This is a genomic window from Paenibacillus xylanexedens (assembly GCF_001908275.1).
GTDB classification, from domain to species: domain Bacteria; phylum Bacillota; class Bacilli; order Paenibacillales; family Paenibacillaceae; genus Paenibacillus; species Paenibacillus xylanexedens_A.
The window spans coordinates 4,776,100-4,798,913 of the sequence record NZ_CP018620.1; the positions used below are offsets into that span (position 1 = coordinate 4,776,100).

Sequence of the window (22,814 nt, forward strand, 5' to 3'; positions counted from 1 at the left end):
GAGAAAAACGACCTGCTTGTGCAGGTCGTCCTCTTCATTGATCTATATTGCTCATTTTGGCTGATTTTAGGCCTTTGGAGCGATCATTTTGGCTGGATCGACATATTGATCAAATTGCTCTTCGGTAAGCAGGCCCGTTTGTAACGTCGCCTGTTTCAAAGACAAGCCTTCTTTATGTGCAAGCTTCGCGATTTTGGCTGCATTCTCATAACCAATATGCGGGTTGAGCGCTGTAACCAGCATAAGCGAGTTGTTCAGATTATGTTCAATCTGATCCAGGTTAGGCTCGATGCCTACGGCACACTTGTCATTAAACGCAATAATGGAGTCCGCCAGGAGTTGCACGGATTGCAGGAAGTTATAGATGATAACCGGTTTGAATACATTCAGTTCAAAATTACCCTGACTTGCCGCGAAACCAATCGCTGCATCATTACCCATGACCTGCGTAACCACCATAGTAATGGCCTCGCTCTGAGTTGGGTTGACTTTCCCCGGCATAATGGAGCTGCCTGGCTCATTCTCAGGAATACGGATCTCGCCCAATCCACTACGAGGGCCACTGGCCAACCAGCGGACATCATTGGCAATTTTCATCAAATCAGCTGCGAGCGCTTTAACCGCACCGTGCGCATACACAACTTCATCATGACTTGTAAGTGCGTGGAATTTGTTAGGTGCAGATACAAAATCTTTCCCCGTATGTTTGCCAATCTCCTTGGCAGTGAAGTCCCCAAAGTCCGGATGCGCATTAATGCCCGTTCCGACAGCTGTACCGCCGATTGCAAGCTCCTTCAGGTACTGTACACTTTCACGGATCATACGCTCACTCTTGCCCAGCATGGCTTCCCAACCACTGATCTCCTGGCCAAGCGTAATTGGTGTTGCATCCTGGAGGTGGGTACGTCCAATCTTGATAATATCCTTGAATGCCTCCGACTTGTCTGCAAAAGTGGCTTTTAATACCGCAATGGCCGGCAAGAGTTGATCCTCAACAGCCAGAACACCTGCGACATGCAGAGCCGTTGGGAATGTATCGTTGGAGCTCTGGGACATATTCACGTCATCATTTGGATGCAGACGCTCTTCCTTGCCCTTTTGCTCCAGCAGTTGGTTCCCCAGATTGGCAATCACTTCGTTCACGTTCATATTGGATTGTGTTCCGCTACCAGTCTGCCATACTACCAATGGGAAATGGTCATCAATTCGGCCGGCAATAATCTCGTCTGCTGCATAAGCAATAGCATCGGACTTAGCCGCAGATAATTTACCTAATTTATGGTTACTGGCCGCAGCACTTTTTTTCAAAATGGCAAGAGCGCGGATAACTTCCATCGGCATATGTTCACTGCCAATCGGGAAGTTCTCCTTGCTGCGCTGCGTCTGAGCTCCCCACAGCCTGTCGGCTGGTACTTTCATTTCGCCTAACGTATCTCTCTCAATGCGGTATTCCACTTGCTTGTCCTCCTCCAAAAAGATGGTTTGGGTCTCTACAAAGCTTGTGTATCTCGTCATATTATACATGAATTGCGAGCAGGTTTTCACCTTTTCGACAAAATTGTAAGCGTAGTGCAAAATGAGCGTGAATTATTTTTGTGACGCAATTGGATACAATCGGCTACTCTGTTCGAATAGTTCACCTGGTTCCAGACCGATCAATCCGATTTCTTCCGCTGGAATGCCTTCAACATTAGGAGCGTTAACCAGGTTCATCTGTGGTTCAGGACAGAAGAATTCGCCACCCATGTTATTGTTCCAGATCATCCAGTGCTTGTAGGAGGTACCCACATCGTATACCAGTTTGTCTCCAGTACGGTGATCCGTAAGTTCCATATAGTTACGTCCATTCTGCGGTTCCGCCGTGTAATGATTATCCATGGCAGCAAAGAACGGACTAACCCCGTCTTTCTTCAATTGTTCTTCCTCAGGTGTAAGCGGTTGAAATTGTCCTGTTGGCAGGGAACGCTCATTCAATTCACGACGTTGTCCAATCGTAACTTTGGCCGTGTAATCCGAGGCTTGACTGTCCGGTGCAAAAGGTACAGCAATCGCCGTGTGGAATGCAAACAAATTCGGCATATATTCAGTCCCGTTGTTGCGGACGATCAATTGTTGCTGAAGTCCTTGGCTACTCAAAGAATAACGGAGTGTCACTGTGAACGTAAACGGCAGGTACTGATGGAATGTATGCCCTTCTTTCACGTCCTGGCTAAGCAACACATAACTCTCCAGCTGATCCGAACCGTATCCCTCAACCTTCCACTCGGCATCATGCAAAAATCCATGCAAATGGTTACCTGTAGCCGGTTCGTTCACAGGCAACTGATAGACTTTACCATTCCAGGGGAAGCGTCCATCCTCATAACGGTTCGGTGGAGAAAGAATCGGAATTCCATAGACCGCAGGTGCAGCCATAAACTCATCCATCTGATCCTGATTCGGCTCTCTCAAATAACGGAAACCCTTTTCTGTATCACGGAAAGCAACGAGGTTGGCACCCACGCTTGGAATAACTGCCGCTTCAAACTGATTAAAACGAAGCCAAATGGCTGGTATCCCTCCAAATTGTTCTTCAAATGCTGCATTTTGCTGTGTCATCGTTATATGTACCTCCTGCATACTAAGGTTATATTATACGGCTCGACTATATCATGCCCGAGCGCAAAATACCAATCTATGATAGAGAACAAATTCATGATAGAAAGACAAAAAAGACAGGAAAAAGACAGCTGCAATACGTTACGGCTGTCTCTGCTGTCTTTCATATGATGGTTCAATTAATCCACATATTTGCCGTGATCCGGCACAGTGCTCTCTTCAAAGTCCAGATCAAGCCGCTTCAAGGATTCACTCAGCATATCTCCGCTCAAGGCATGCCCATGCCCGGTAATCGCAAGTTTCGGCTCCAGATGCCTTATATGCTGGACAGATTGATGAGCAGCCTGCCAATCGGTTGTAAAATAGGAAGGTGGGCCATGCAACTGTTTGTCCTGAAGCAACACACTCCACAGCGACTCCTGCTTCACTGTGATGATTGCGTCTCCCGCAATTAACAAACGGTCTGCTTCTCGAAACAGCGACACATGTCCAGGCGTATGACCTGGCGTGTGCACCCACTCCCATCCTGATAGACCTGGAACAGAATGATCTTTGGGTAAACTGAATATCCGATCATCCAGATTGATTGCCTCATTAGGATAAGCGAATGACAACCTGGACATTAGACCTCCACCTACAGAAGGGTCCGCTGGCGGGTAATCTTTTAATCCCGTTAAATACGGAATTTCAAGCGGATGGGCATACACTGGCACACCCCAGAATTGTTCCAGCTCAATAACCGTTCCTACATGGTCGAAGTGACCGTGTGTCAAAATGATCGCAGACGGCGGACCTTGAAATCGTTCTGTTGCAACCTGAACAATATGATCTGTGAACCTCGCCATTCCGGTGTCCACGAGGACCCAGTTCCTGCTTCCTGGCTCTCCGATGAACACGACATTAACGAATAGTGTACGTAGACTGAGAATATCGGGCGCGACTTCTTCAAGTCCCGTCAACCCTTCTGTAATCAGATTGTCAGATGCCATTCACGGTTACCTCCCATTAGGCGGATTGTCTCTCTGGTTCCATTCATCTCGTAGACTTCCCTTTTCTGGATCATCTATTCAACATTTCCAATAAAATAGACGGTATACACCCTGTTTCGGGCATACACCGTCTAGTATAGTCATCGACACTACACAATAGAACAAGAACATCTCGGCCAGTTAAGCCGGAAATGCCTCCAGAGCAGCATCGAGCAATTGATTGTACAGATCGTCATCATTCTCAAGCAGCTCGTCCATACGCAGTAACTCTTCTTCATCACCGGATTGCTCCGTGAAATGTAAGCTATAGTCCCAATCTTTTCCGTTCTTGCTCATGAAGGTAATCTCATATACTGACTTTTCGCCTTCTGTGCGGTAAACGGTATTCCCCACGTATCCTTTTTCACCTTCACGGCGCATTTCAGCACTTATAATTTCAATATTCATAATCATTCTCTCCTTTAATCTTTCATCTACAGTCGGTCTCCAACATTTCTGGTAAACCTAGTTTGGTAATTATTATTGGTTAATTGTACAATATATAACGTAGCAACGTATACCTTATTCAATGAAGGAACCATTCTGAGTCCTTACATAGTTGTAATGAGGACTATAATAGCCAACAAGCTACGATATTATTATCACATTGGAGGAAAAAATAGCATGAATACTTTTGAAACGAATCTGCAGCAATATGCTGAACTGGCTGTACAAGTCGGTGTCAATGTCCATCCTGGGCAAACACTCGTGGTTAACGCTCCAATCTCGGCAGCACATTTTGTACGACTGATTGTCAAAGCAGCTTACGGTAAAGGTGCGAAATTGGTCAAAGTAAACTGGAGTGATGAAACCGTTACACGTCTTCATTACGATCTTGCACCTGATGAAGCCTTCTCCATTGAACCAAAATGGTTTGCAGCTGAAATGACTGAACTCGTTGAAGAAGGTGCCGCTATTCTGCACGTCATCGCTGAAAATCCGGATCTGCTGAACGGTGTAGCTCAGGAACGCATTATTACTAGCCAAAAAGTGCGCGGCAAAGCGCTCGAAAAATATCGTTCTTATCAGATGGCTGACAAATTCAGCTGGTCTATCGTGGCCGTTCCTTCTCCGGAATGGGCAGCTAAAGTGTTCCCGGATCTGCCGGAAGCGCAACAAGTGGACCGCCTGTGGGATGTCATTTTCAAAACGGTACGGATCGGTGAGCAGGATGCTGTTGCCGAATGGAAAACCCATTTGCAAAACCTGGATTCCCGCGCTGATCTGCTGAACAACAAAAAATACAAAAAGCTACACTATACAGCTCCAGGCACAGACTTGACCATTGAACTTCCAGAAGGCCATATCTGGGTATCCGGTGGAAGTGTGAATGAGCAAGGACATGTCTTTATTGCCAATATGCCTACGGAAGAAGTATTCACGGCTCCGCTGAAAACGGGTGTTAACGGTACAGTGCGCAGCACGAAACCACTGAGCTACGGCGGCAACCTGATTGACGGATTCTCACTAACATTCGAGAACGGCCGAATTGTTGACTATACCGCCGATCAAGGTCTCGATGCACTCAAAAACCTGATTGAGATAGATGATGGCGCACACTATCTGGGTGAAGTAGCCCTCGTTCCACATCAGTCCCCAATTTCCGATACCAATATTTTGTTCTACAATACTTTGTTTGATGAAAATGCCTCCAACCATTTGGCGATTGGTAATGCCTATGCCTTCTGTCTGGAAGGTGGTAAAACGATGTCCAAAGAGGAACTGATTGAACGTGGCATGAACTCCAGTCTCACTCATGTAGACTTCATGATTGGATCCGGAGAAATGAACATTCACGGCGTGACCTCCGAAGGTACGGAAGAGCCGATCTTCCTGCAAGGAAACTGGGCATTTTAATCCCGTTTGATGTGATTTAGGAGAGAGGAGATTACTCCTCTCTTTTCCTGCGTCAACAGGTCAAAAATTCAACAAATGGAGGGAACTCATATGTTAAGTTTTGAACAAAAACTGGATCGTTACGCTGAACTTGCTGTAAGAGTAGGTGCTAACGTGCAACCAGGACAAGTATTTGTCATCTCTGCGATGATTGATACCGCTGAATTTGTACGTTTGCTGGTACGTAAGGGATATGAAGCTGGAGCCAAGCAGGTGATTGTAAAATACGGAGATGAAACCGTCAATCGATTGCGGTTTGAGATGGCCCCTGAGGAATCCTTCCAAGAGCCGCCGAAATGGCATGCAGCGGAGCTTGAAGAACTGGCAGCCAATAATGCAGCCTTTCTGACCGTATTGTCATCCAGCCCAGACCTGATGAAAGGTATTGACCCGGAGCGGATTTCCACCCAGCAGCGTACATATGGTCAGGCGATGGCCAAGTACCGTCAGTATCAACAGGCGGATAAAATGAGCTGGACGGGTGTGGCTTGTCCTTCCTCCGATTGGGCAGCCAAAGTATTCCCGGATCTCCCGGCAGCCGAGCAGGTTAGCCAGCTGTGGGAAGCCATTTTTGCTGCAGTGAGAGCCGATCTGGAGGACCCTGTAGCGGCTTGGGAACAGCATATTGAACGACTGGAGACCAAAGCCGTTGCCCTGAACAACAAGAAGTATCAAGCATTACATTTCCTCTCCCCGGGGACGGATCTTACTGTCGAGCTTCCAGAAGGTCATATCTGGGCGCAGGCAGGTAGCGTGAATGAGCAAGGCACCCCTTTTGTCGCGAATATCCCGACAGAGGAAGTATTCACCGCTCCAGCCAAACATGGCGTTAATGGCAAAGTGTCCAGCACCAAACCACTCAGCTATGGCGGCAGTATTATTGATCGTTTTTCACTCACATTTGAGAACGGACGTATCATTGATTTTCATGCTGAAGAAGGTCAGGATACGCTGGAAAGACTCATTTCCATGGATGAAGGATCTCATTACCTCGGCGAAGTCGCTTTGGTTCCCTTCCATTCACCGATCTCTGAGAGTGGCATCCTGTATTACACTACATTGTATGATGAGAATGCGTCTTGCCATCTTGCGATTGGCAGTTCCTATGCATTCAATATCGAAGGTGGCAAAACGATGTCTCCTGAAGAGCTTGCAGCTCGTGGCATGAACACCAGCATCACCCATGTGGACTTCATGATGGGCTCTCCCGAGACGGACATCTACGGTATCACGGCAAACGGCGAACGTGAAGCCATCTTCCTTAAGGGAGACTGGGCGTTCTAAATGATCACGGAGAGTTATCTCCCGTAATGTATGTTCTCTGAATAGTCGAAAGGCTGTCTTGCAACCATGTATTCATGGTTGGCGAGACGGCCTTTTATTAATTTTCAGCCAACTTTCCCGCATGTTATACACACTTCTCTCATCTGGTTTTTCCCGGACCAACCTCCCATTGTACCGTTTCCATATTATGTTGTAAAATGTAATGATACCAATGTTTGTGGACTGTTCACCAGAAAGGAGAACATCATGGCCAATCGGCTCCAGTTATTACTAGCCTCAGATTTCCATAATTTAGGCTCTGCACTTCAAGAAGAAGTGTATTATGAATATTATAATATGGTACATGGTCTTATCGTTTATATCATCAAGGAGCGTGCTGCAGCAGAAGATATTATTCAGGAAGCTTTTATCAAAATCATTAAAAACAAACCCATCTTTGAAGACGAGGTCAAACTGAAAGCCTGGCTCAAGGTCGTCACACGGAACACAGCTATTAATTATCTGAGAAAAAATAAAAATAACCGTAACCAATTGGATACGGATAGTGTTTTTATAGATATGGAGACGATGAATCAGACCGCAGCTTCCGTGGAAAGCATGGTAGAAACGCAGATGATGGAAGAGTCTATTGAATATTATCTCGGACAGCTCAAACCGGAATATCGTGTACTGGTGGAGTTACGGTGGAAAAAAGGTCTCTCTTACCGAGAGATGGCCGAACTGCTGGATACCTCCGAAGACATTGTGAAGCAACGCTTGTTCAGAGCCCGTGGCAGTATCAAGAAGAAATTACATAAGGAATGGGGTGGAAGCATTGAGCAAAGGCAAGTCCGATAAAAACGTGGAGCGATTCGATTCAGAGCTGGAAGACGAATATTTCGACGCTGCGTTTGACCTGGCTTTTGATGAAGCTTTCCATCAGGCCGTCTCTGCCCCTTCCGCCTCCCATACCAAAGCCATGCAGCAATCCTGGCAGAAGGTACACAGGGAAATTAACAGAATCGGTTTACGTAAAAAAAGAATACGTACCTTGCGACTTTCAGTCGTCGTAGCTGCGTCCGTGACCATCGGAGCCGTTATTTTCAGCCTGCCGTCCGGTACGCAAGCGGTGTCCCCTTTTGTGCAATCTATCAAAGATTGGGGTAATGGTATGAAGTCCATTATCATCGAGGATCGCACGACCCATCTGGGGGCTGATCCGTCAACAGCCAAAACGCCTCCACCACCGGAAACCAGCTTAGACGACATTCTTAAAGTACAAGAAGAAGAGGCTCTTAATACACCTTCGTATGAGTTATCGAGCCATCTGTTTCGTCCAGTACTTGTTACGGAAGAGATCGCACGCGAAGGGTTCATGGGTGACTTTCTGTTATCCAATGCCATTCCCGAGAGATTCAACAAGGTCAAATTCGAACTCGTGCTTGATACTGAAAACCCTGTGAATCCAGACGATTATTATGAGTCCACACAAATGAGAGTTCAATATACGAGTGAAGGCAAGAGCATAGAGGATGAGATTATCCAGTTTGATTACGTCCATGTCATGCCTGGGGAGAAAATTGAAGGGGCCATGCTTCGTGATATGAGCACCGTAAAGCTGGCGGATGGCTCGGAAGCACTGATGTATATCGGCCCACCCTATAACTCCTTTCAGTGGATGATGGGTTCCAACAATATGAGTCTGTTTGGCACCCTCTCGGAAGAAGAAATGACTGCTATTGCCAACGATTTTCAAGAGCAGAAGTTTCCCGGCAGCACCCGTCGATAAGATCAGAATAACACGGTGCCAGAGACATGTTTGCTTGTTTCCGTCGTACTTCCATCATACGCTGTATGAATACTGGTAACGCGATAATAATATCCTGGCATAACGGTCCAATCCGATGCGGCATTCAGTAGGTTTGTATTCGTGGCATTGTTGGAACTCGTTTTAAAAGTTACCCATGCTGTTCCTGTCCAGCGCTCAAGTCGATAATCTACGGAAAGTGTCTTCATTGCTGTATATGTCATGGTCTTGGTATTGACGATAGCCGATAGTCCACCCCCAGGAATGACTGCACCGACCGCTTGATAGATATGTCCGCGTTCGGAATTGGTAGCAAGCGAATGGATGGATGGTTCCGGCGGTGGCGGAGCTGTAAGGGCACCAGAGGACATCTTGATCATCGGGCTTGCAACGGCTGGTTCGGACGTAGGTATAGCCAGGATTGTTGGCACCATTAACAAGGCAACAAGGGTTATTTTTAGCATAGATGCCGCACTCTTCGTTTTCATTTTCCGCATATTGATCCATCCTCCGGTTTCATATTTGATTTTGTGTAAGGGTATAAACGGACGGATCGGGTGACAGGTTTCAAAAAAAATTAGACGCTCCGATGTTTCTGTCGGCAGCGTCTTTTGTCTTTGCATGCATCTCCAGCATGGCTGAAACCTAAATTATTCCAGCCCGTATGTATTGGGTAATGGATACACGAAACCATATTAACCAACCAGATTTGCGAATGAGGTGTAGAACTTGAGTAAATTTCAATCCAAATCCAGAAGGCATCGTCACAGCTCCAATCCGAATGAACTACATATCGAAGTTTCCGGCTCGTTCAAACGTTGGCTTGTTATCTTGGTGAGCTCGCTTACCGCAGGGACCTTAATATATTTCTTGGCTACAGCTCGGGAAAGCTGGATAAGCATGGGGATTGAACGCTATGTATTGCCCTTTATGATCTGGGGACTTGTACTGGCCCCCGTCCTTGCTTTTCTTTTCCTCAAGCAGAGCGGACGAACCCTTTCCCATGTCAAATTTTTACGTGTTTTCGGGATTGCTTTCTGCCTTCTGCCTCTGGTACTTCTGTTTTATGTGTTACCCGTAACACTTGGCATGGTGAATGATCACCTGACCCAGTATAAGCAAAATCCCGTGTTATCCACCACTAAGGTGGGGGACTACAATTCTCACGAGGTTACTTTTGTCGATACGCCCATGTACGCCATCATCACCATTAAGACACCGACAACAACCCAATCCACTCGAAAAAAGCTGAATATCCAGCATGATCTGGCTCCTGGAGAGAATGTTTACGTCACTTATAAGCGAATTTCTATCGAGAATAGCTTGGTCACGGAGAATCGTTACGCCGATATTGTCATTCATGCACCCAAAGAATCATGAGCATGCAAAAAAAGCTGTACGATGACCATTACGTCACCATACAGCTTCATCTGTTACAATTTTGATCCGGCTACGCGCCTTCTTCTTCAACCAATAGTTCCAGCTTAATCACATTTACTCGGGAAATCCGCTTATGCTCTGTCTCTTGAATGACAAATACATAACCCCCATACTCAACCGATTGACCAACCTCAGGTGGAATGGCATCTACTCTGGAGTACAGCCAGCCCCCGATGGTATCGTAATCGGCACGATCCATCTCCAGTCCGAATCGTTCGCTGACTTCTTCAATCAGCATCAATCCATCAATAGAGTATTCCATCTCATCCACTTTTTCAATGACAGGACGTTCATGGTCGAATTCATCCTGAATCTCGCCTACGATCTCTTCCATGATATCTTCAAGTGTGACAAGCCCGGAGGTTCCCCCGTATTCATCAATCAGAATCGCAATCTGTGTCTTGCTACGCTGCATACGTTTGAGCAGATCACTGATTAGCGTGGTATCTGGCACAGCCAGGATGGGCCGGATTACGGAGATGGTATCCGTAAGTTGGGATCGCATCAGATCCTTAATGTGAATAAAGCCGATAATATGATCCTTGTCTCCGTTATATACCGGATACCTTGTTCGCATACTCTCACTGGCAATCTCCAGATTCTCCAGCATGGACTCATTGGCATTCAGACAGATCATTTCCGTCCGCGGAATCATAATTTCACGGGCGGTTGTATCCGTAAAATCAAATATATTATCAACAAGTGCTAATTCAGTGTTGTCAATTAAACCGCTCTTATTGCTTTCTTTCATCAGAATACGTATTTCATCTTCGCTATGTGCCGAGTCAATCTCCGAAGCTGGTGCTATTCGGAACAGTCTCAACAAGCCGTTAGCCATACCGTTCAGTGCCCATATGAATGGATACATTAACTTGTAGAAGAACGTTAGCAAAGCCGCAGACCACAACGTGATCGTCTCAGACTTTCGAATCGCCATCGTTTTGGGAGCAAGTTCTCCCAGTACAATGTGCAAGATCGTAATAATCACAAATGCAATGGCAATAGAGATTCCATGAACGTAGACTGGTCCCAGTCCAAATGCGGTAAACATGGGCTCTAACAGATGTGCAATTGCCGGTTCTCCCAGCCACCCGAGTCCCAGTGAAGCCAAAGTTATACCTAGTTGGCAAGCTGATAGATATGCATCCAGATTACGTACGATATTGGAAGCATAGATGGCATTTTTGTTGCCTGTTTCCACCAAAGCCTCAATCCGGCTTCCACGAACTTTCACCATCGCAAATTCCGCCGACACAAAGAAACCATTCATTAATACAAGTAAACCAATGATTACTAAATTTAAAATACTCGGTAAGGGGTCACTCAAATTTTCATCCTATTCGCCGTCATTCTTCGGCAAATAGGTCCACCTCCTTCGAAAATGTAGGATATTTGCCATTCTGCCGCTCATATGCAATTTCAACTTCCCAATGCTTCCACCTCCACCTTGTTATGTCGAATAAAAAAGATATGCTTCTTTTATTATATAATTCTAAACTACACAGTCAATCCGTGTCCTATGACAACGAAATGGCACAAACGCCTTTTTTCTTTAACAAAAGTCTCGATTACGCTGTTTTTTAACATTTCACAAACAATGATCTACCAGAACCAAACCAAAGAGAGCATCCTCGCTCATGCTTCCGCATGACTGGATACTCTCTTTTTGCAATACTGTTATTTTCTCAGATTCTATCCGTTAATTACGATGTCGACTCAATCTCCACTACGGTTTTCGAAGCGGGATTCCAGCGCCACTTCGCTCGTTCCCCGCTTTCGTTATGCAGCCCACCGATCCAGAATTCATCCTGCTTCAGCAGTGCCCAATCGACTTCTCCATTCAACACCTGAATTCCGAGTTCCGTTAGCGACAGTACTCCGTCACGGAATTTTTCATCATGCTGCATGAATTTAGGGAAAGTGGTTGCACCGCTCATCTGAAGAAGGGCATGAGGTCCTTCTGTCATCCGCTTCAGATGTGCCCAGTATTCAAGATCACCCATCCCGAGAATATGCAGCTTGTCTCCTACCTCGCGAAATAATGGATACGGATGTTCCACACCTGCTCTAATAGTCTCCAGTGTTGTCTGCTCAATGAGTCCCAGACCGTTGGATACAGATGGCAGACGGGACAAATGTGCCTTAAAGGTAGCTTTCGCAAAGGGTAGAGCAGAAGTATCTGCCTGTAAGTAATCCAGATGATGCCGGAAATCAGTCGACGTATAGGCTTGCCAGAACTGTGCACCGGCTTGTAACTCGTTTTTCTCAATCACATGCCAACTGCCGGACAGACGTTCAATCTGTGTGGAGGTAAGCTGTCCCAGTCCTCTAAAATGCTCGATCTCTGGATACGAGTCAATACAGAGCAGATTCAGTTTCGTATTCTGGAGTGCTTGTCCTCTGAAATAATGCAATAGATAAGATAACATCGTCTGATCATAGAGATCGTATTCGAACCATAAAACAATTTCCTTGTATTGTTGAAACGAATTCAACTTGCGTTCCAGTTCCTCAATCTTCAAGTATTCCGCCTGTGGAATGCCCAACTGCTGCTCTAACACGGATGCCCGATTCTGCCGCTCCTTCGTATCTCCCATCTCTTTGGCTACCGGGCCGAACGTGTACAACTCTCTCCATACCAGGATGTCTCCCTGAATTCCACTTTCTCTTAAACGATTGGCAGCGTGATCCCCATTCATAATGTGTAACAATCCTTTTCCCCCTTCATACAAGTCACTGAATACAGAGACCAAATCCCTTACTGGCATAGAGCGCTTGAGTTTGGATCGGGCATCGAACAGTCTTTTCTTTAATGCAGGTACCTTCACCCCGAGGAAATCCGATATTTCCTTGAGCGAGTATCCTTCCAAATAAAACAGTTCAACAGCAATCCGCATCGATGATGGCAGTATTGCAATGGAATCACGCAGCGTACGATGCATTTCATTTTGCACCGCTTGTTTTTCCGGATTATGCTCCTGATCCTCTTCATGGAATACATGCTCCAGCTCCTGAACTGGAATCATGGTATGTTGCTTGCGTCTTAGCCAGCGATAACACTGCCTCTCCACGATCACCTTGAACCACCCGGGAAAAGCCTCCGAGTCCTCCAACTTGGACAGATTGCCAAAGGCTTCAGTAAACGCCTCCTGTACGACATCTTCAGCCCAGAATGTATCCCCCAGTCGGTGATAGGCAACAGCAAGAGCCATCCCGCGATATTGAGACATCAGTTGTGCGTAAGCTTCAGGTTCGCCCTTCATCGCTCCTTCAATCCATGAATTCAATGCTATGGACTCCCTTCATATAAGCATGCTGCTTGTTCTATTCATGTATAAGTGCCATGTTATCGCCAAAAGGTTACGTATAACTCTAAACCTATAGTAACCTTCGTATATATGTTTATGTAAAAAGCTGTCCTGTCTGCGGATTACCTCCACATTCAGGACAGCGAAGTAAATCATTATGTGTTGGACATGTCAGTTATCAATCAAAATGATGAGGTGAAAATGATTATCTGCTTGGAGCTTGCGGGTAATTGCCTACCACGCCCGGATATTGATACAACAACGGCTCATCAAATGTAGCATAGTCGAAGTTGACCATCAACAGCATAATCCGTCTTCCTGTCTTCGGGTCACTGATGATAATATGGTCACGGCCCGCTGCTTCAATGATACCTTGGAATATGCGAGCGTTCCATTCTTTGTTGCCTTCATATGTCATGTAGAATGTACCGAATTTCCCGAGATTCAAACGTAAAATATTCTCAATGTATGACTGCTCAAACTGTGGAGCTGTTGTTGTAATCACTGCACCCGTTGGTGTCATTGGGCTACCACTGGATACGAGTGGCGGTACACTTGTGGAGCTTGGTGATACCATCCCTGGCGTTGGTGACATGGCAGGCATTCCGTTACCGATTTTGTAAGACGTACCTTGAACCTGAGAATTGGCTTGTTGACCCATCACAGAATTTGCTTGCTGACCGAGTGTTTGAGTTGTTGGTTGATAAGGCTGATTAATCATGGTGATTCCTCCCAAAATTTAATATACTTCCGGACAGTCATCGCCTGTCGGACTGAAGAAACAATGCGCTTTGAAACGTCCTGTATTTTGCTGGTCATACCACGTTGGTGGGCAGTCGCCCACAGGTCGGAAAAACCACAATGAATTGCTCGCTGGCCAGATGCGCTCTCCATTGATCACCCGTTGTGCGAGACGAATCTCGGACTGTCTTGCCCGTTGGTAAAAGTACCCCTTCTGTGTTGACTCGTAGCCTCCTGGATTCTGGAATACCATACGATTGATATCGCGAATATCCTTAAAGTCCAGACAATCCACTAGCACCCGGTTCACACCTACATTGCCCACAAGCAACATGCCCTGTTCGCCGTCACCTTCAGCCTCTGCCCTCATGAGCCTAGCCAGCAGCTTGACGTCCTCTGAGTTGGCTTTAATAACAGCCATAGTCTGTTTCCTCCCTTGTTTCAGCTGTTCATCTCCGTACATCGTATTGTGCAGGAGCCCATTCGGTGACACGATTCCATCTTTTTTCCATAAAAAAAAGCCCGGAACCTCACCCAAGGTGAAGTCCCGAAGCAACTCGTTTCTTATAATACTCGCCTGTTTAAGGCTTGGCTTCAATCCAATAATCATAGGCATGAACAATGTTGCCTTGGTAAGCCTGATGTTCGGCCAGCAGATCCGGAAGCTTGGCAAGCTGAAGTTCCATCTCCGCTACCCCTTTTTCATAAAAAGAAATATGAGGACCTTCATGGTTCTGCTTCATTTCGACCGAAATCATTAACCTTTTTCCCAGACGATCTGCAATCTCCATCTCCTGACTCACAACTGCAGCAATGCCATTGGAGCCTTCGGCATTGTTACGGAAAGCCATCAGCGACACATGATCGAGTGTACGGATCATAAATTCAGCCACAGATGTATCCTTTCCTGGCAACGCGAAGCTATCCAGCCATACAGCAAGGTCTGCGCTTGTTTCAAGATCACTGTCCTTCTTCGTTTCTTCCTGGAAAAATGTAATGTTGGCAGCCCATTCGGTCAACAGGGTGTCCCGACTATTTTCCCACTCTGGCAAAGTGTACGGCTCAATATCCAGATGGATGCCTTCAAATTGTTCATCCGGCTCGGATTCAGCATTATAGTTTTTTACATAATCAATCAAGCGCTTAATGCGTGGACGATTCTCCTTTTTGCCCCAGATCGGATGTCCACCCATCGCATGGATCTCAATGCCCTGCGCTTTTGCCCGTTTCACAAAACTGCGGTAACTGGAATAGGGTTGATCCAGATCTAATCGAACATACAACCAGTTAATATTCTGCTCTCTAGCAAACGCTAGTATGTGCTCTCCCCCGTCATTCGTCACCTGAGAGGCCTCCCAGATATATGTTCCCCGAATCTCTGGCTGATTAGATGGAATCTCCGGTGATGGCAGTTCTGACGGCTCCAGTTGTCCCCAGTATACGATGTCATGTACAGCAGAACCGGCGTAAGAAGTATGTCCGCTGAATGCGGAGGCAACTTCTTCAATAACACTTTCCAGTTGTGCTGCACCTTTACCCGCAAATGTCGTGAACTCCTCGCCAGGCATTGGCTTGGTGTTCAACCCAACTGTGACGCTCACATTGCTAGTATCGGCCCAGTTCATTTCCTGTTCAATTAAACGTATAATACCATTGTTCCCTTGCGCATTATCACGGTAAGCGAGTAAAGTGACATGCTCCACTCGTTCAATGAACCAACGTGACAATGGTTCGTTATCTGCATCTTCAGAAACTCTATTTCCTGTGACGGTGTACGAATCCAGCCAGAATGGCAAATCAATATTCACTGCAACTGCGCCATCCTGTCTCACTTGCTCAAATAACAGATTCATATTGGCTACCCAGGATTGTACCAGTGGCTTGGCATCTTCTTTCCAGGCTGGTAACACATAGGGCTTGATATCCAGATGTATGGCATCAAATTGCTCGTTGGTCTCCGCAGCTTGATTGTAATCACTTACCCACGACGCTAATCTGAGCATGGGGCCTTCACGACCACTGAGTGCCCAGGATGGATCGCCTCCCAGCGCTTCAACCGCAATACCCGCACGGCTTGCTTTGGCTATAAACGTCTGGTATACCTCCTTGGACAGCGTCATGTCTACATTCACGTACAGCCTGTTTATCTTATGTTTAGCTGCATTGGCCAACAGCTCATCTCCGTTGCTAACAGACTGTGCCTGCCATACCCAGGCCGCCCGTATATCTGCGCCGTCAGCTTCAGCAGGTGACTCATTCCCTATCATTATCATCCCTCCGATCAGCAGTAACAGCCAAAATACCTTCCGGGATTGTTTCCCGAACATATACTCCCTCCATTCCTCTACTGTTGTAAAATCACATTTATTATAGCAACCGAGTTATTAAAAACAAATAAGCCCAAGTGCTTAACTTGGGCTTATTACTCTTAATTTGGGACAGCTTAGGGCTCGCCCGGTTTAATCCCGGTTCTAGTCCTCATATATCATTTTTCGGGTCATGCCTCCATCAATAACGAGGTTGGTCCCTGTGACAAAGGTATTGCTTGGATCAGACAAATATAAACAAGCACGGGAGATATCCGAAGGAACACCCACACGACCGGAGGGATGCTGTTCATGATCCTCCTTTTTCAGTTTCTCCACGTCACCTGTCTCAATCCATCCCGGACTGATACAATTGACCCGAATTTGGTCCTTGCCCAGTGAGACCGCCAGCGCATGGGTCAGAGCCACAATTGCCCCTTTGGAGGCAGCATAGGCTTCGGTATCCGGCTCAGACATCAGCGCACGAGTAGAAGCCATGTTGATAATGGCACCTCCATGTTCATTGCTTTTCATATGTTTGGCTGCTTCCCGACTCGCCAAAAAGCAACTTCTCACATTGGTATTGAGCACATCGTCCCATTCTTCCAGCGTTAATTCATAGGGGGACTTCCATTTTGCAAGCCCTGCGTTATTCACCAGAACATCGATTTGCTTGAATTCTTCCACGGTTGTGCGAAAAAGATTTGTAATATCCTGCTCGCTCCGAACATCACATTGAACAAAAATGGCTTCTCCGCCTTCATTACGAATGGAAGCTGCAGCTGCCGCCCCTTCTGCTTCCTTGTAGTCGGCAAGTACAACTTTGGCTCCAGCGACTGCATAAGCCTCGGCCACACTTCGTCCTATTCCCTGAGCGGCCCCGGTTACAACAACGACCTGATCTGTAAATGACATATTGATTGCCTCCTCTATGGTAATGATCCTTTGATCATAATCTCATTAAGCCTCTTCTTATATAAAAACACGTTAGGCCCATTAAGAAACGCTTGTCCAGCAAATAATCAAAAAAAGCTCACGCCATTCTGGCGCAAGCTGCTCAGTTTAACCCCGTAGGCGTTCAGAATATACGCGATTATATCGCTCGAAGCCTACATAACGCGTTCCTTTGAACGAGAGCCGTCCTTCATCCCCCTCAGCACACAAACCATACTCTTCGCCATTGACTTTGAATTCGAGCCGATCTCCACTTTCTACTTCAAAGGTGACGTAGTATAACGTTCGTGCTGTACTACCCGGTTCAGATGGCGACTGACTCATCTTCATCCGTCTGCTGGTGATTCGTGAAGGCACGGTCAATAGCGGCTCCGAGTTGTTGCGTCCCCACCTCCATACCTCCTTTCCCATCGACAGAAGGACTATACCTATAATCAGAACAAATACAACCGGAAAGACGGTTCCAAACAAATCAAACATCCAGGATGATTCAATGCCCATGTCTCTCCCTCCGTTCATACAACTTAGGACAGCCGGAGTCTTGACCCGTCTCCAGTAATGTATATGCACGTAAACAAGGAACTTGTTATCCGGATTGAAATCCAACGATGTGAAGGGAAAAACCCTCCGGCAGAATACCGAAGGGTTGCTTCATACGAAAATAAGTACTATTTCATTATCTAATACCCTGCTGCCTGGAAGCTATGTTTTACTTAAAGGTTGTTGCAAATCGTTGATCCGACAATATAACCTGATTAACCTGTCCCTCTTTTGTCAGCATAAACGATGCACGATAGATAGCCAGATCATCTTTTTCCGCTTGCAGCGACTTCTCATCCAGGAATGTTTCCTTCTGAATATGATAGGCATAATCGATATTACGTTCAGACTCGACTAAAACATGTTCCTTGCCATACAGATCGAGAATCTCTTGATGTGTCATCCCCGCCTCTGCCCCGCGAGCCGTCTTAAAGTACCCTTTCGAGTCCTTATTCAAGATGATACTAACGACTTTGGCATCCCTATAGCCAATCGTGATCCCGTTATTGTATTGATAGGATTGACCCAAACCCGTTGATGTTCCCTCACCGAGGATTTTCTCCGCCTCTTCCTGACTCATTCCATACATAATCTTATCCTCACTGTCGGTCTTTGTCACAGCCAGATCCTGTTCTGAAAATTCGTTTGGATTGAATTTGCTATTGCTGCAAGCCGTGATCATGATTAATAATAATGCCGCAACAACCCATGTTATTTTTCTCCAGTGTCCATTCTTCATGTACTCACCTCTGAGGTTTTTCCAATATTTTATCATATTAACAACTGAAAAAATAATTAGTAGTGACGTTTTCACCATTCCTCACAAAACAAAAAGGGTATCCGATATGTAGTTACTCCTGTACCATTATCCGCTCCAACTGAGATAACAGCCTTAGGTAAAGCACTGTTATCTCAGTTCAAGCAAATCCATGTTACCATTGTGGATGCATATTTAATAAAGTAAAGGATAATTAACTTAGGCTGTTAACGGACTCATGCTAATTGTGTAATCACAAGATGTGCCGATACAGGTCTTGTTCCGCCCGCAAGTGGCGTGATTGTTAATGCTGTAGCATTACCAGCCGGGTTCCGCACGGTCAGAATAGAATTAATCACGGTTGTCTGCACCAAAGCCATACCAACAATCTGAGACGTTCCCGTTGCTCGCCCAACTACAGTAGGAGCCAAATCTGCCCCATTGAGGGTTAAGATTAATTGACCCGCTTCATTGATGCTCACCTGGAACAAAATCTGATACGTACCAATGGCTGCCAGATTGAAGGAGCTAGGCCCCGTGCGTGCGATAGTTGTTCCACTTGTCGGCCCATCCTGAGGAAAGCTTACATCTGTACCGGGAGCAACCGTTGCAGCATTATCAGGTGGCATCAGTGCGAAAAAGTCAGCGAAACCAAGTACGCTTCCGGCTGCCCCTGTTACACCTGTAGCTCCCGTTGCTCCAGCGGGACCTGCTACTCCTGTCGCACCAGTCGGGCCTACTGCTCCAGCAGTACCTACCGCTCCTGTTGCACCAGCTGGGCCTGCCGGGCCTACTGCTCCAGCAGCGCCTACCGCTCCTGTTGCACCGGCTGGTCCTGCCGGGCCTACTGCTCCTGCTGCACCGGCTGGGCCTGCTGCTCCTGTCGCACCCGTCGGCCCAACAGCTCCTGGAAAACCTTGAGGTCCAATTGCTCCGGCAGGTCCGGGATTACCTTGCGGACCTTGTGGCCCTACAGCCCCTGCTTCTCCCGGAATCCCCTGCGCTCCCATAGGTCCAGCAGGTCCTACCGGACCTTGAGAACCTACCGCTCCAGCAGGACCAGGCTGTCCCTGAGGCCCTTGTGGTCCAGGTGGCCCACCCGCTGGTCCTTGAGCTCCTGGTGGTCCTTCAACCCCTTGTTTACCTTGGATACCCTGTACGCCTTGTGTACCTTGTGGTCCTGTTGGACCAACAACAGTAGGGGTAGATATATTTACTTCTGGAGGCGGACATTTTACTTGAACGAACTTTTTAACCACTTTCAATCGGCGGTCTTTTCTTTTAACTTTACATGGACATACTGTTGCCTTTTTTCTCTTCATACGTTTCTTCACTTCTGAATGACTCACAGTGTGGACACCTCCCTATAGACATAGTTTAACGTACGTATGTAGATGAATAGATGCGTGGACGAACAACCATTTTAACTAAAAACTCCGCTAATTCCCAGAAAAAACAATAAAATGGATATCACACCACCCATACGGTTGATCTAAATTGTTCATAACCATTAATTGAGGCGAGCTGGTTTACGTAGCGATATTTGTTCAAAAAAACTCATGCCATTTGGGCATGAGTTTCATGATTTAACCACACAGACGTTCCGAATAATGTCGATTAGTTCGTTTAAAGCTAATATATCATGCCCTTTGAAAGAGAGCCGTCTTAAATCTGCACCGGGTTTACCACGATATAGGAGTTTTGAGAAAAAGGTAACCACGACCTCCATAACACGTTGAGTTCACTTATGCTGATTTTTCGATTGTAATATTCTTCATCACAATTAATCTTGTGATCTAAAGATTCAGCCAAGTAAAAATGCGTTTCATCATAACCAACGACGGGAACAAAATGCAAATAACGTTGTTTGGGATGTACTCTAATAAATAAAATAACAGGCACACCCTGGCTGATCTGTTTCTTCAACGTGTTCACATTTCCACGTAAGTACATTGCCTGATAGCCTAGCTTCTTGAAAAAAACAACGACCGCTTTGGGATATACCGTCCCATCCAGTAATTTGCGAGGATAGGTTTCATAAAGCTTTGTTCCGTTGGACTCCAAACCGAAATGTCTCAAGACAAACGCACTGGAAAATGCAGCGCATTCGTAGTTTTTCTGAGTATCCAAACGATTTGAAGATTGAATGTAATATGTGCTTGGCACATTGACTGTGTACATGCGATCTTTCTTAGGAAAACTGAAATACAGGGAGATCACCCAGAGAATAATCAACCAAGTTAATACATTGAGAAACAATTCGTGACCTCCTTCGTCTCATCAAGATGTCTTTTAGATGTTCATTCAACACACCAGTTCTTTAAAACCCATTCTTTAACTTGTTCAGCTACTTCCACTGCTGTAAGTTCTGTCGTATCAATTGTTTGCATTGGCGGGTCAAACGCAGTTTCCGAATTCTGGAGTAACCAGTTGGCAAAACTTTTGTGATCTTCAACTAGGTTCTCGTCCCACCCACGGGCTCTTAAACGTGTCTCGCGAGTAACATCGTCACAATGCAAATTCATATATAGAATCCGATCAAATCGATCTATGTAATCCGACGATGCAATGTTTTCCGGAACCATCGTTCCGCATAAAACAGTCCCTCGTCCACTTAGCGATATGTTATACGCAATCCTCAACCAATTCTCTTTGGCAACCTGCCAATCCACGTTATCGATGATATCCATATCAAAGACGTCAAATTCGGGAAGTTGCTTGCGAACAAGCGAAGAGATCGTTGTTTTTCCTGTTCCACTTGCGCCTGTCACTATAAAAAGCGGTAATCTTCTCATAACTAGCTCCTTTAGTTAAAATAAAATTTGATCTATTACGTTCTCCATTGATCTGCTTTCAACCCATAAATAATCCTGTTTAAATATGTACCGTTAATATATTCGTAATCTCTTAATTCACCTTCACGTTGAAAGCCTAATTTTTCAGGAATTGCGCGGCTTTTGAGATTGTCTGTTGCTACGCCAATTTCAACTTTATTTAATTCAAGTTCATCAAATGCGTAATCAATTAAATTTTTAATCGATTTTGTAATAAGTCCCCTACCCTCATATTCCTGACCAAGCCAATATCCTATTTCAGTCTTCTTGTTTTCTTGATCAATGTACAAGTATCCAATAGAACCAGCAAGCTCGTCTCCACACCAGATTCCTAACCAATAACCATCATCTTGAGCATAGCGTATACGTGTTCCCTTGATGAAATTTCTTGAATCCTCTTCTGTTAATGTCATACTGGGGAACTTCAACCACGCTCCTATATGATCCCTGTTTCGATCGATCAGATTATATAATTGGGGTGCATCTTTCATTGCCAATAGTGATATATAGGTAGCAGTATCCATTTGATATTTAAACATAGCCCACTCTCCGATTCATTTCATTTATTCACCGTTTTCTCGCTTTAATCACAAAGGATACAGGTACCATCTTCGCTCTTTTAAGGAGACTATCGCTATTATTATGTAATTGCATGATATCCTCATCGGATTCTTCTATCATTTGTTCAATGACAAATCCTGCTTTCGCTAACGCATTGACATAGGTTGACAGTTGACGATCAGCCAAGGTTAATTGACCCTGACAAAAGTCAGGAGATACCGCATACCACGATTCATCAGAATATGGCTTATTGAAGACAAATCTATCATTTTCTTCAACGACACATCTATGAATTGGATGAGACCAACTGAAAATAAAAATACCATCTTTCTTTAAATAAGAAGCGATTCGGCTGAAAGTACCTTCAAGATCGGTTGTCCAACCTATGGCATAAATCGAATACACAGCGTCAAAATAATTAGTAGGAATCCCACATTCCTCTTCCATGGGTGAACATATCAATGTTGCAGGAATTCCGTATGTTCTCAAGTGTTGTTGTGTCTTTTCTATCTGTTTCTGGGATATATCCATACCCCATAGCTCACCTGCTTTGCGATCCCCATGATACTGCAAGGATTGACCATTTCCACAGCCCACCTCTAACATCTTTAATCCTGAGACATCACCAAAAAGTTGGTGTTTTTCTTCTGAGATAAATGCTCCATAATGTGGAAGCACGATTGCACTCAAAAAGTCATTCCCTTTTGTATCCCAATAAAAGCTGTTTGTTTCATAAACACTGTACTTATTCATCTGATAGCCTCCTTTATACACTACATTC

General features: G+C 45.6%; 23 protein-coding genes. 5 read left to right on the forward strand and 18 right to left on the reverse strand.

Annotation, left to right across the window (positions count from 1 at the left end; translation table 11 throughout):
- Nucleotides 1–66: 66 nt before the first annotated feature.
- From fumC to BS614_RS20825, 4 genes are all read right to left on the reverse strand, one after another.
- Nucleotides 67–1,455: a class II fumarate hydratase gene (fumC, locus tag BS614_RS20810; RefSeq protein ID WP_074095411.1), complete on the reverse strand. Its 1,389-nt coding sequence runs from the start codon at nt 1,453–1,455 to the stop codon at nt 67–69.
- A 132-nt stretch (nt 1,456–1,587) separates the two neighbouring features.
- The gene (locus tag BS614_RS20815; protein WP_074095412.1) at nt 1,588–2,598 is read right to left on the reverse strand and encodes an aldose 1-epimerase; all 1,011 of its coding nucleotides are present in this window, start codon (nt 2,596–2,598) and stop codon (nt 1,588–1,590) included.
- 179 nt (nt 2,599–2,777) lie between these two features.
- Nucleotides 2,778–3,587 carry an MBL fold metallo-hydrolase gene (locus BS614_RS20820; RefSeq protein ID WP_036673769.1) on the reverse strand — a complete coding sequence of 270 codons (810 nt, stop codon included), beginning with the start codon at nt 3,585–3,587 and terminating at the stop codon, nt 2,778–2,780.
- Between the two features lie 180 nt (nt 3,588–3,767).
- Nucleotides 3,768–4,034 carry a hypothetical protein gene (locus tag BS614_RS20825; RefSeq protein WP_074095413.1) on the reverse strand — a complete coding sequence of 89 codons (267 nt, stop codon included), beginning with the start codon at nt 4,032–4,034 and terminating at the stop codon, nt 3,768–3,770.
- Nucleotides 4,035–4,250: 216 nt separating this feature from the next.
- Here BS614_RS20825 and BS614_RS20830 point away from each other — a divergent pair, with 216 nt between their 5' ends.
- The 4 genes from BS614_RS20830 (at nt 4,251) to BS614_RS20845 (ending at nt 8,574) form a co-directional block, all read left to right on the forward strand.
- The gene (locus BS614_RS20830; RefSeq protein ID WP_074095414.1) at nt 4,251–5,483 is read left to right on the forward strand and encodes an aminopeptidase; all 1,233 of its coding nucleotides are present in this window, start codon (nt 4,251–4,253) and stop codon (nt 5,481–5,483) included.
- A 90-nt stretch (nt 5,484–5,573) separates the two neighbouring features.
- Nucleotides 5,574–6,806 carry an aminopeptidase gene (locus BS614_RS20835; RefSeq protein WP_074095415.1) on the forward strand — a complete coding sequence of 411 codons (1,233 nt, stop codon included), beginning with the start codon at nt 5,574–5,576 and terminating at the stop codon, nt 6,804–6,806.
- Nucleotides 6,807–7,052: 246 nt separating this feature from the next.
- A complete protein-coding gene (locus tag BS614_RS20840) occupies nt 7,053–7,643 on the forward strand; it encodes an RNA polymerase sigma factor (RefSeq protein WP_074095416.1) in 591 nt (196 codons plus the stop codon).
- Nucleotides 7,621–8,574, forward strand: a complete 954-nt coding sequence (locus BS614_RS20845; protein WP_074095417.1) for a hypothetical protein — start codon at nt 7,621–7,623, stop codon at nt 8,572–8,574. Before BS614_RS20840 ends, BS614_RS20845 begins: the two co-directional genes overlap by 23 nt.
- Before the next feature lie 2 nt (nt 8,575–8,576).
- On the opposite strand, the gene BS614_RS20850 is transcribed toward BS614_RS20845, so the two are convergent.
- On the reverse strand, nt 8,577–9,089 hold the full coding sequence (locus BS614_RS20850) for a hypothetical protein (protein WP_074095418.1): 513 nt from the start codon (nt 9,087–9,089) through the stop codon (nt 8,577–8,579).
- A 232-nt stretch (nt 9,090–9,321) separates the two neighbouring features.
- Between BS614_RS20850 and BS614_RS20855 the strand changes: the two genes are divergently transcribed.
- Nucleotides 9,322–9,972: a hypothetical protein gene (locus BS614_RS20855; protein ID WP_074095419.1), complete on the forward strand. Its 651-nt coding sequence runs from the start codon at nt 9,322–9,324 to the stop codon at nt 9,970–9,972.
- Nucleotides 9,973–10,042: 70 nt separating this feature from the next.
- Here BS614_RS20855 and BS614_RS20860 read toward each other — a convergent pair whose 3' ends face one another.
- The 13 genes from BS614_RS20860 to BS614_RS20920 all read right to left on the reverse strand — a co-directional run bounded on the left by BS614_RS20860 (nt 10,043) and on the right by BS614_RS20920 (nt 22,786).
- Entirely contained in the window at nt 10,043–11,302 is a 1,260-nt protein-coding gene (locus BS614_RS20860) for a hemolysin family protein (RefSeq protein ID WP_244898349.1), read from the reverse strand.
- A 433-nt stretch (nt 11,303–11,735) separates the two neighbouring features.
- Complete coding sequence (locus BS614_RS20865; protein ID WP_084174659.1) at nt 11,736–13,319, reverse strand: sigma-70 family RNA polymerase sigma factor; 1,584 nt, start codon at nt 13,317–13,319, stop codon at nt 11,736–11,738.
- A 226-nt stretch (nt 13,320–13,545) separates the two neighbouring features.
- Nucleotides 13,546–14,004, reverse strand: coding sequence for a spore coat protein GerQ (gerQ, locus tag BS614_RS20870; protein ID WP_036673979.1), 459 nt, complete (start codon nt 14,002–14,004; stop codon nt 13,546–13,548).
- Between the two features lie 75 nt (nt 14,005–14,079).
- Nucleotides 14,080–14,502 (reverse strand): cell wall hydrolase, encoded by a 423-nt coding sequence (locus BS614_RS20875; protein WP_074095421.1) that lies wholly within the window; start codon nt 14,500–14,502, stop codon nt 14,080–14,082.
- Nucleotides 14,503–14,662: 160 nt separating this feature from the next.
- The gene (locus tag BS614_RS20880) at nt 14,663–16,348 is read right to left on the reverse strand and encodes a hypothetical protein (RefSeq protein ID WP_157116150.1); all 1,686 of its coding nucleotides are present in this window, start codon (nt 16,346–16,348) and stop codon (nt 14,663–14,665) included.
- A gap of 204 nt (nt 16,349–16,552) precedes the next feature.
- Nucleotides 16,553–17,302 (reverse strand): glucose 1-dehydrogenase, encoded by a 750-nt coding sequence (locus tag BS614_RS20885; RefSeq protein WP_017688133.1) that lies wholly within the window; start codon nt 17,300–17,302, stop codon nt 16,553–16,555.
- A gap of 147 nt (nt 17,303–17,449) precedes the next feature.
- The gene (locus BS614_RS20890) at nt 17,450–17,842 is read right to left on the reverse strand and encodes a DUF2500 domain-containing protein (RefSeq protein WP_074095423.1); all 393 of its coding nucleotides are present in this window, start codon (nt 17,840–17,842) and stop codon (nt 17,450–17,452) included.
- Nucleotides 17,843–18,050: 208 nt separating this feature from the next.
- Nucleotides 18,051–18,620: a hypothetical protein gene (locus tag BS614_RS20895; protein WP_074095424.1), complete on the reverse strand. Its 570-nt coding sequence runs from the start codon at nt 18,618–18,620 to the stop codon at nt 18,051–18,053.
- A gap of 254 nt (nt 18,621–18,874) precedes the next feature.
- On the reverse strand, nt 18,875–19,987 hold the full coding sequence (locus BS614_RS20900; RefSeq protein ID WP_074095425.1) for a collagen-like protein: 1,113 nt from the start codon (nt 19,985–19,987) through the stop codon (nt 18,875–18,877).
- A 316-nt stretch (nt 19,988–20,303) separates the two neighbouring features.
- Nucleotides 20,304–20,897 carry a C39 family peptidase gene (locus tag BS614_RS20905; RefSeq protein ID WP_074095426.1) on the reverse strand — a complete coding sequence of 198 codons (594 nt, stop codon included), beginning with the start codon at nt 20,895–20,897 and terminating at the stop codon, nt 20,304–20,306.
- A 41-nt stretch (nt 20,898–20,938) separates the two neighbouring features.
- Nucleotides 20,939–21,433, reverse strand: a complete 495-nt coding sequence (locus tag BS614_RS20910; protein WP_074095427.1) for an AAA family ATPase — start codon at nt 21,431–21,433, stop codon at nt 20,939–20,941.
- A 35-nt stretch (nt 21,434–21,468) separates the two neighbouring features.
- Nucleotides 21,469–22,011, reverse strand: a complete 543-nt coding sequence (locus tag BS614_RS20915) for a GNAT family N-acetyltransferase (protein WP_074095428.1) — start codon at nt 22,009–22,011, stop codon at nt 21,469–21,471.
- A gap of 28 nt (nt 22,012–22,039) precedes the next feature.
- Nucleotides 22,040–22,786: a class I SAM-dependent methyltransferase gene (locus BS614_RS20920; protein WP_157116152.1), complete on the reverse strand. Its 747-nt coding sequence runs from the start codon at nt 22,784–22,786 to the stop codon at nt 22,040–22,042.
- Nucleotides 22,787–22,814 lie beyond the last annotated feature (28 nt).

What these genes read in the sequence shown, in the direction of transcription:
- BS614_RS20815 (WP_074095412.1), bottom strand. Translation starts at nt 2,598, where the DNA reads ATGACACAGCAAAATGCAGCATTTGAAGAACAATTTGGAGGGATACCA.
- BS614_RS20820 (WP_036673769.1), bottom strand. Translation starts at nt 3,587, where the DNA reads ATGGCATCTGACAATCTGATTACAGAAGGGTTGACGGGACTTGAAGAA.
- BS614_RS20825 (WP_074095413.1), bottom strand. Translation starts at nt 4,034, where the DNA reads ATGAATATTGAAATTATAAGTGCTGAAATGCGCCGTGAAGGTGAAAAA.
- BS614_RS20830 (WP_074095414.1), top strand. Translation starts at nt 4,251, where the DNA reads ATGAATACTTTTGAAACGAATCTGCAGCAATATGCTGAACTGGCTGTA.
- BS614_RS20835 (WP_074095415.1), top strand. Translation starts at nt 5,574, where the DNA reads ATGTTAAGTTTTGAACAAAAACTGGATCGTTACGCTGAACTTGCTGTA.
- BS614_RS20840 (WP_074095416.1), top strand. Translation starts at nt 7,053, where the DNA reads ATGGCCAATCGGCTCCAGTTATTACTAGCCTCAGATTTCCATAATTTA.
- BS614_RS20850 (WP_074095418.1), bottom strand. Translation starts at nt 9,089, where the DNA reads ATGCGGAAAATGAAAACGAAGAGTGCGGCATCTATGCTAAAAATAACC.
- BS614_RS20860 (WP_244898349.1), bottom strand. Translation starts at nt 11,302, where the DNA reads ATGAATGGTTTCTTTGTGTCGGCGGAATTTGCGATGGTGAAAGTTCGT.
- BS614_RS20875 (WP_074095421.1), bottom strand. Translation starts at nt 14,502, where the DNA reads ATGGCTGTTATTAAAGCCAACTCAGAGGACGTCAAGCTGCTGGCTAGG.
- BS614_RS20880 (WP_157116150.1), bottom strand. Translation starts at nt 16,348, where the DNA reads ATGATAGGGAATGAGTCACCTGCTGAAGCTGACGGCGCAGATATACGG.
- BS614_RS20885 (WP_017688133.1), bottom strand. Translation starts at nt 17,302, where the DNA reads ATGTCATTTACAGATCAGGTCGTTGTTGTAACCGGGGCCGCTCAGGGA.
- BS614_RS20890 (WP_074095423.1), bottom strand. Translation starts at nt 17,842, where the DNA reads ATGGGCATTGAATCATCCTGGATGTTTGATTTGTTTGGAACCGTCTTT.
- BS614_RS20895 (WP_074095424.1), bottom strand. Translation starts at nt 18,620, where the DNA reads ATGAAGAATGGACACTGGAGAAAAATAACATGGGTTGTTGCGGCATTA.
- BS614_RS20910 (WP_074095427.1), bottom strand. Translation starts at nt 21,433, where the DNA reads ATGAGAAGATTACCGCTTTTTATAGTGACAGGCGCAAGTGGAACAGGA.
- BS614_RS20915 (WP_074095428.1), bottom strand. Translation starts at nt 22,011, where the DNA reads ATGTTTAAATATCAAATGGATACTGCTACCTATATATCACTATTGGCA.
- BS614_RS20920 (WP_157116152.1), bottom strand. Translation starts at nt 22,786, where the DNA reads ATGAATAAGTACAGTGTTTATGAAACAAACAGCTTTTATTGGGATACA.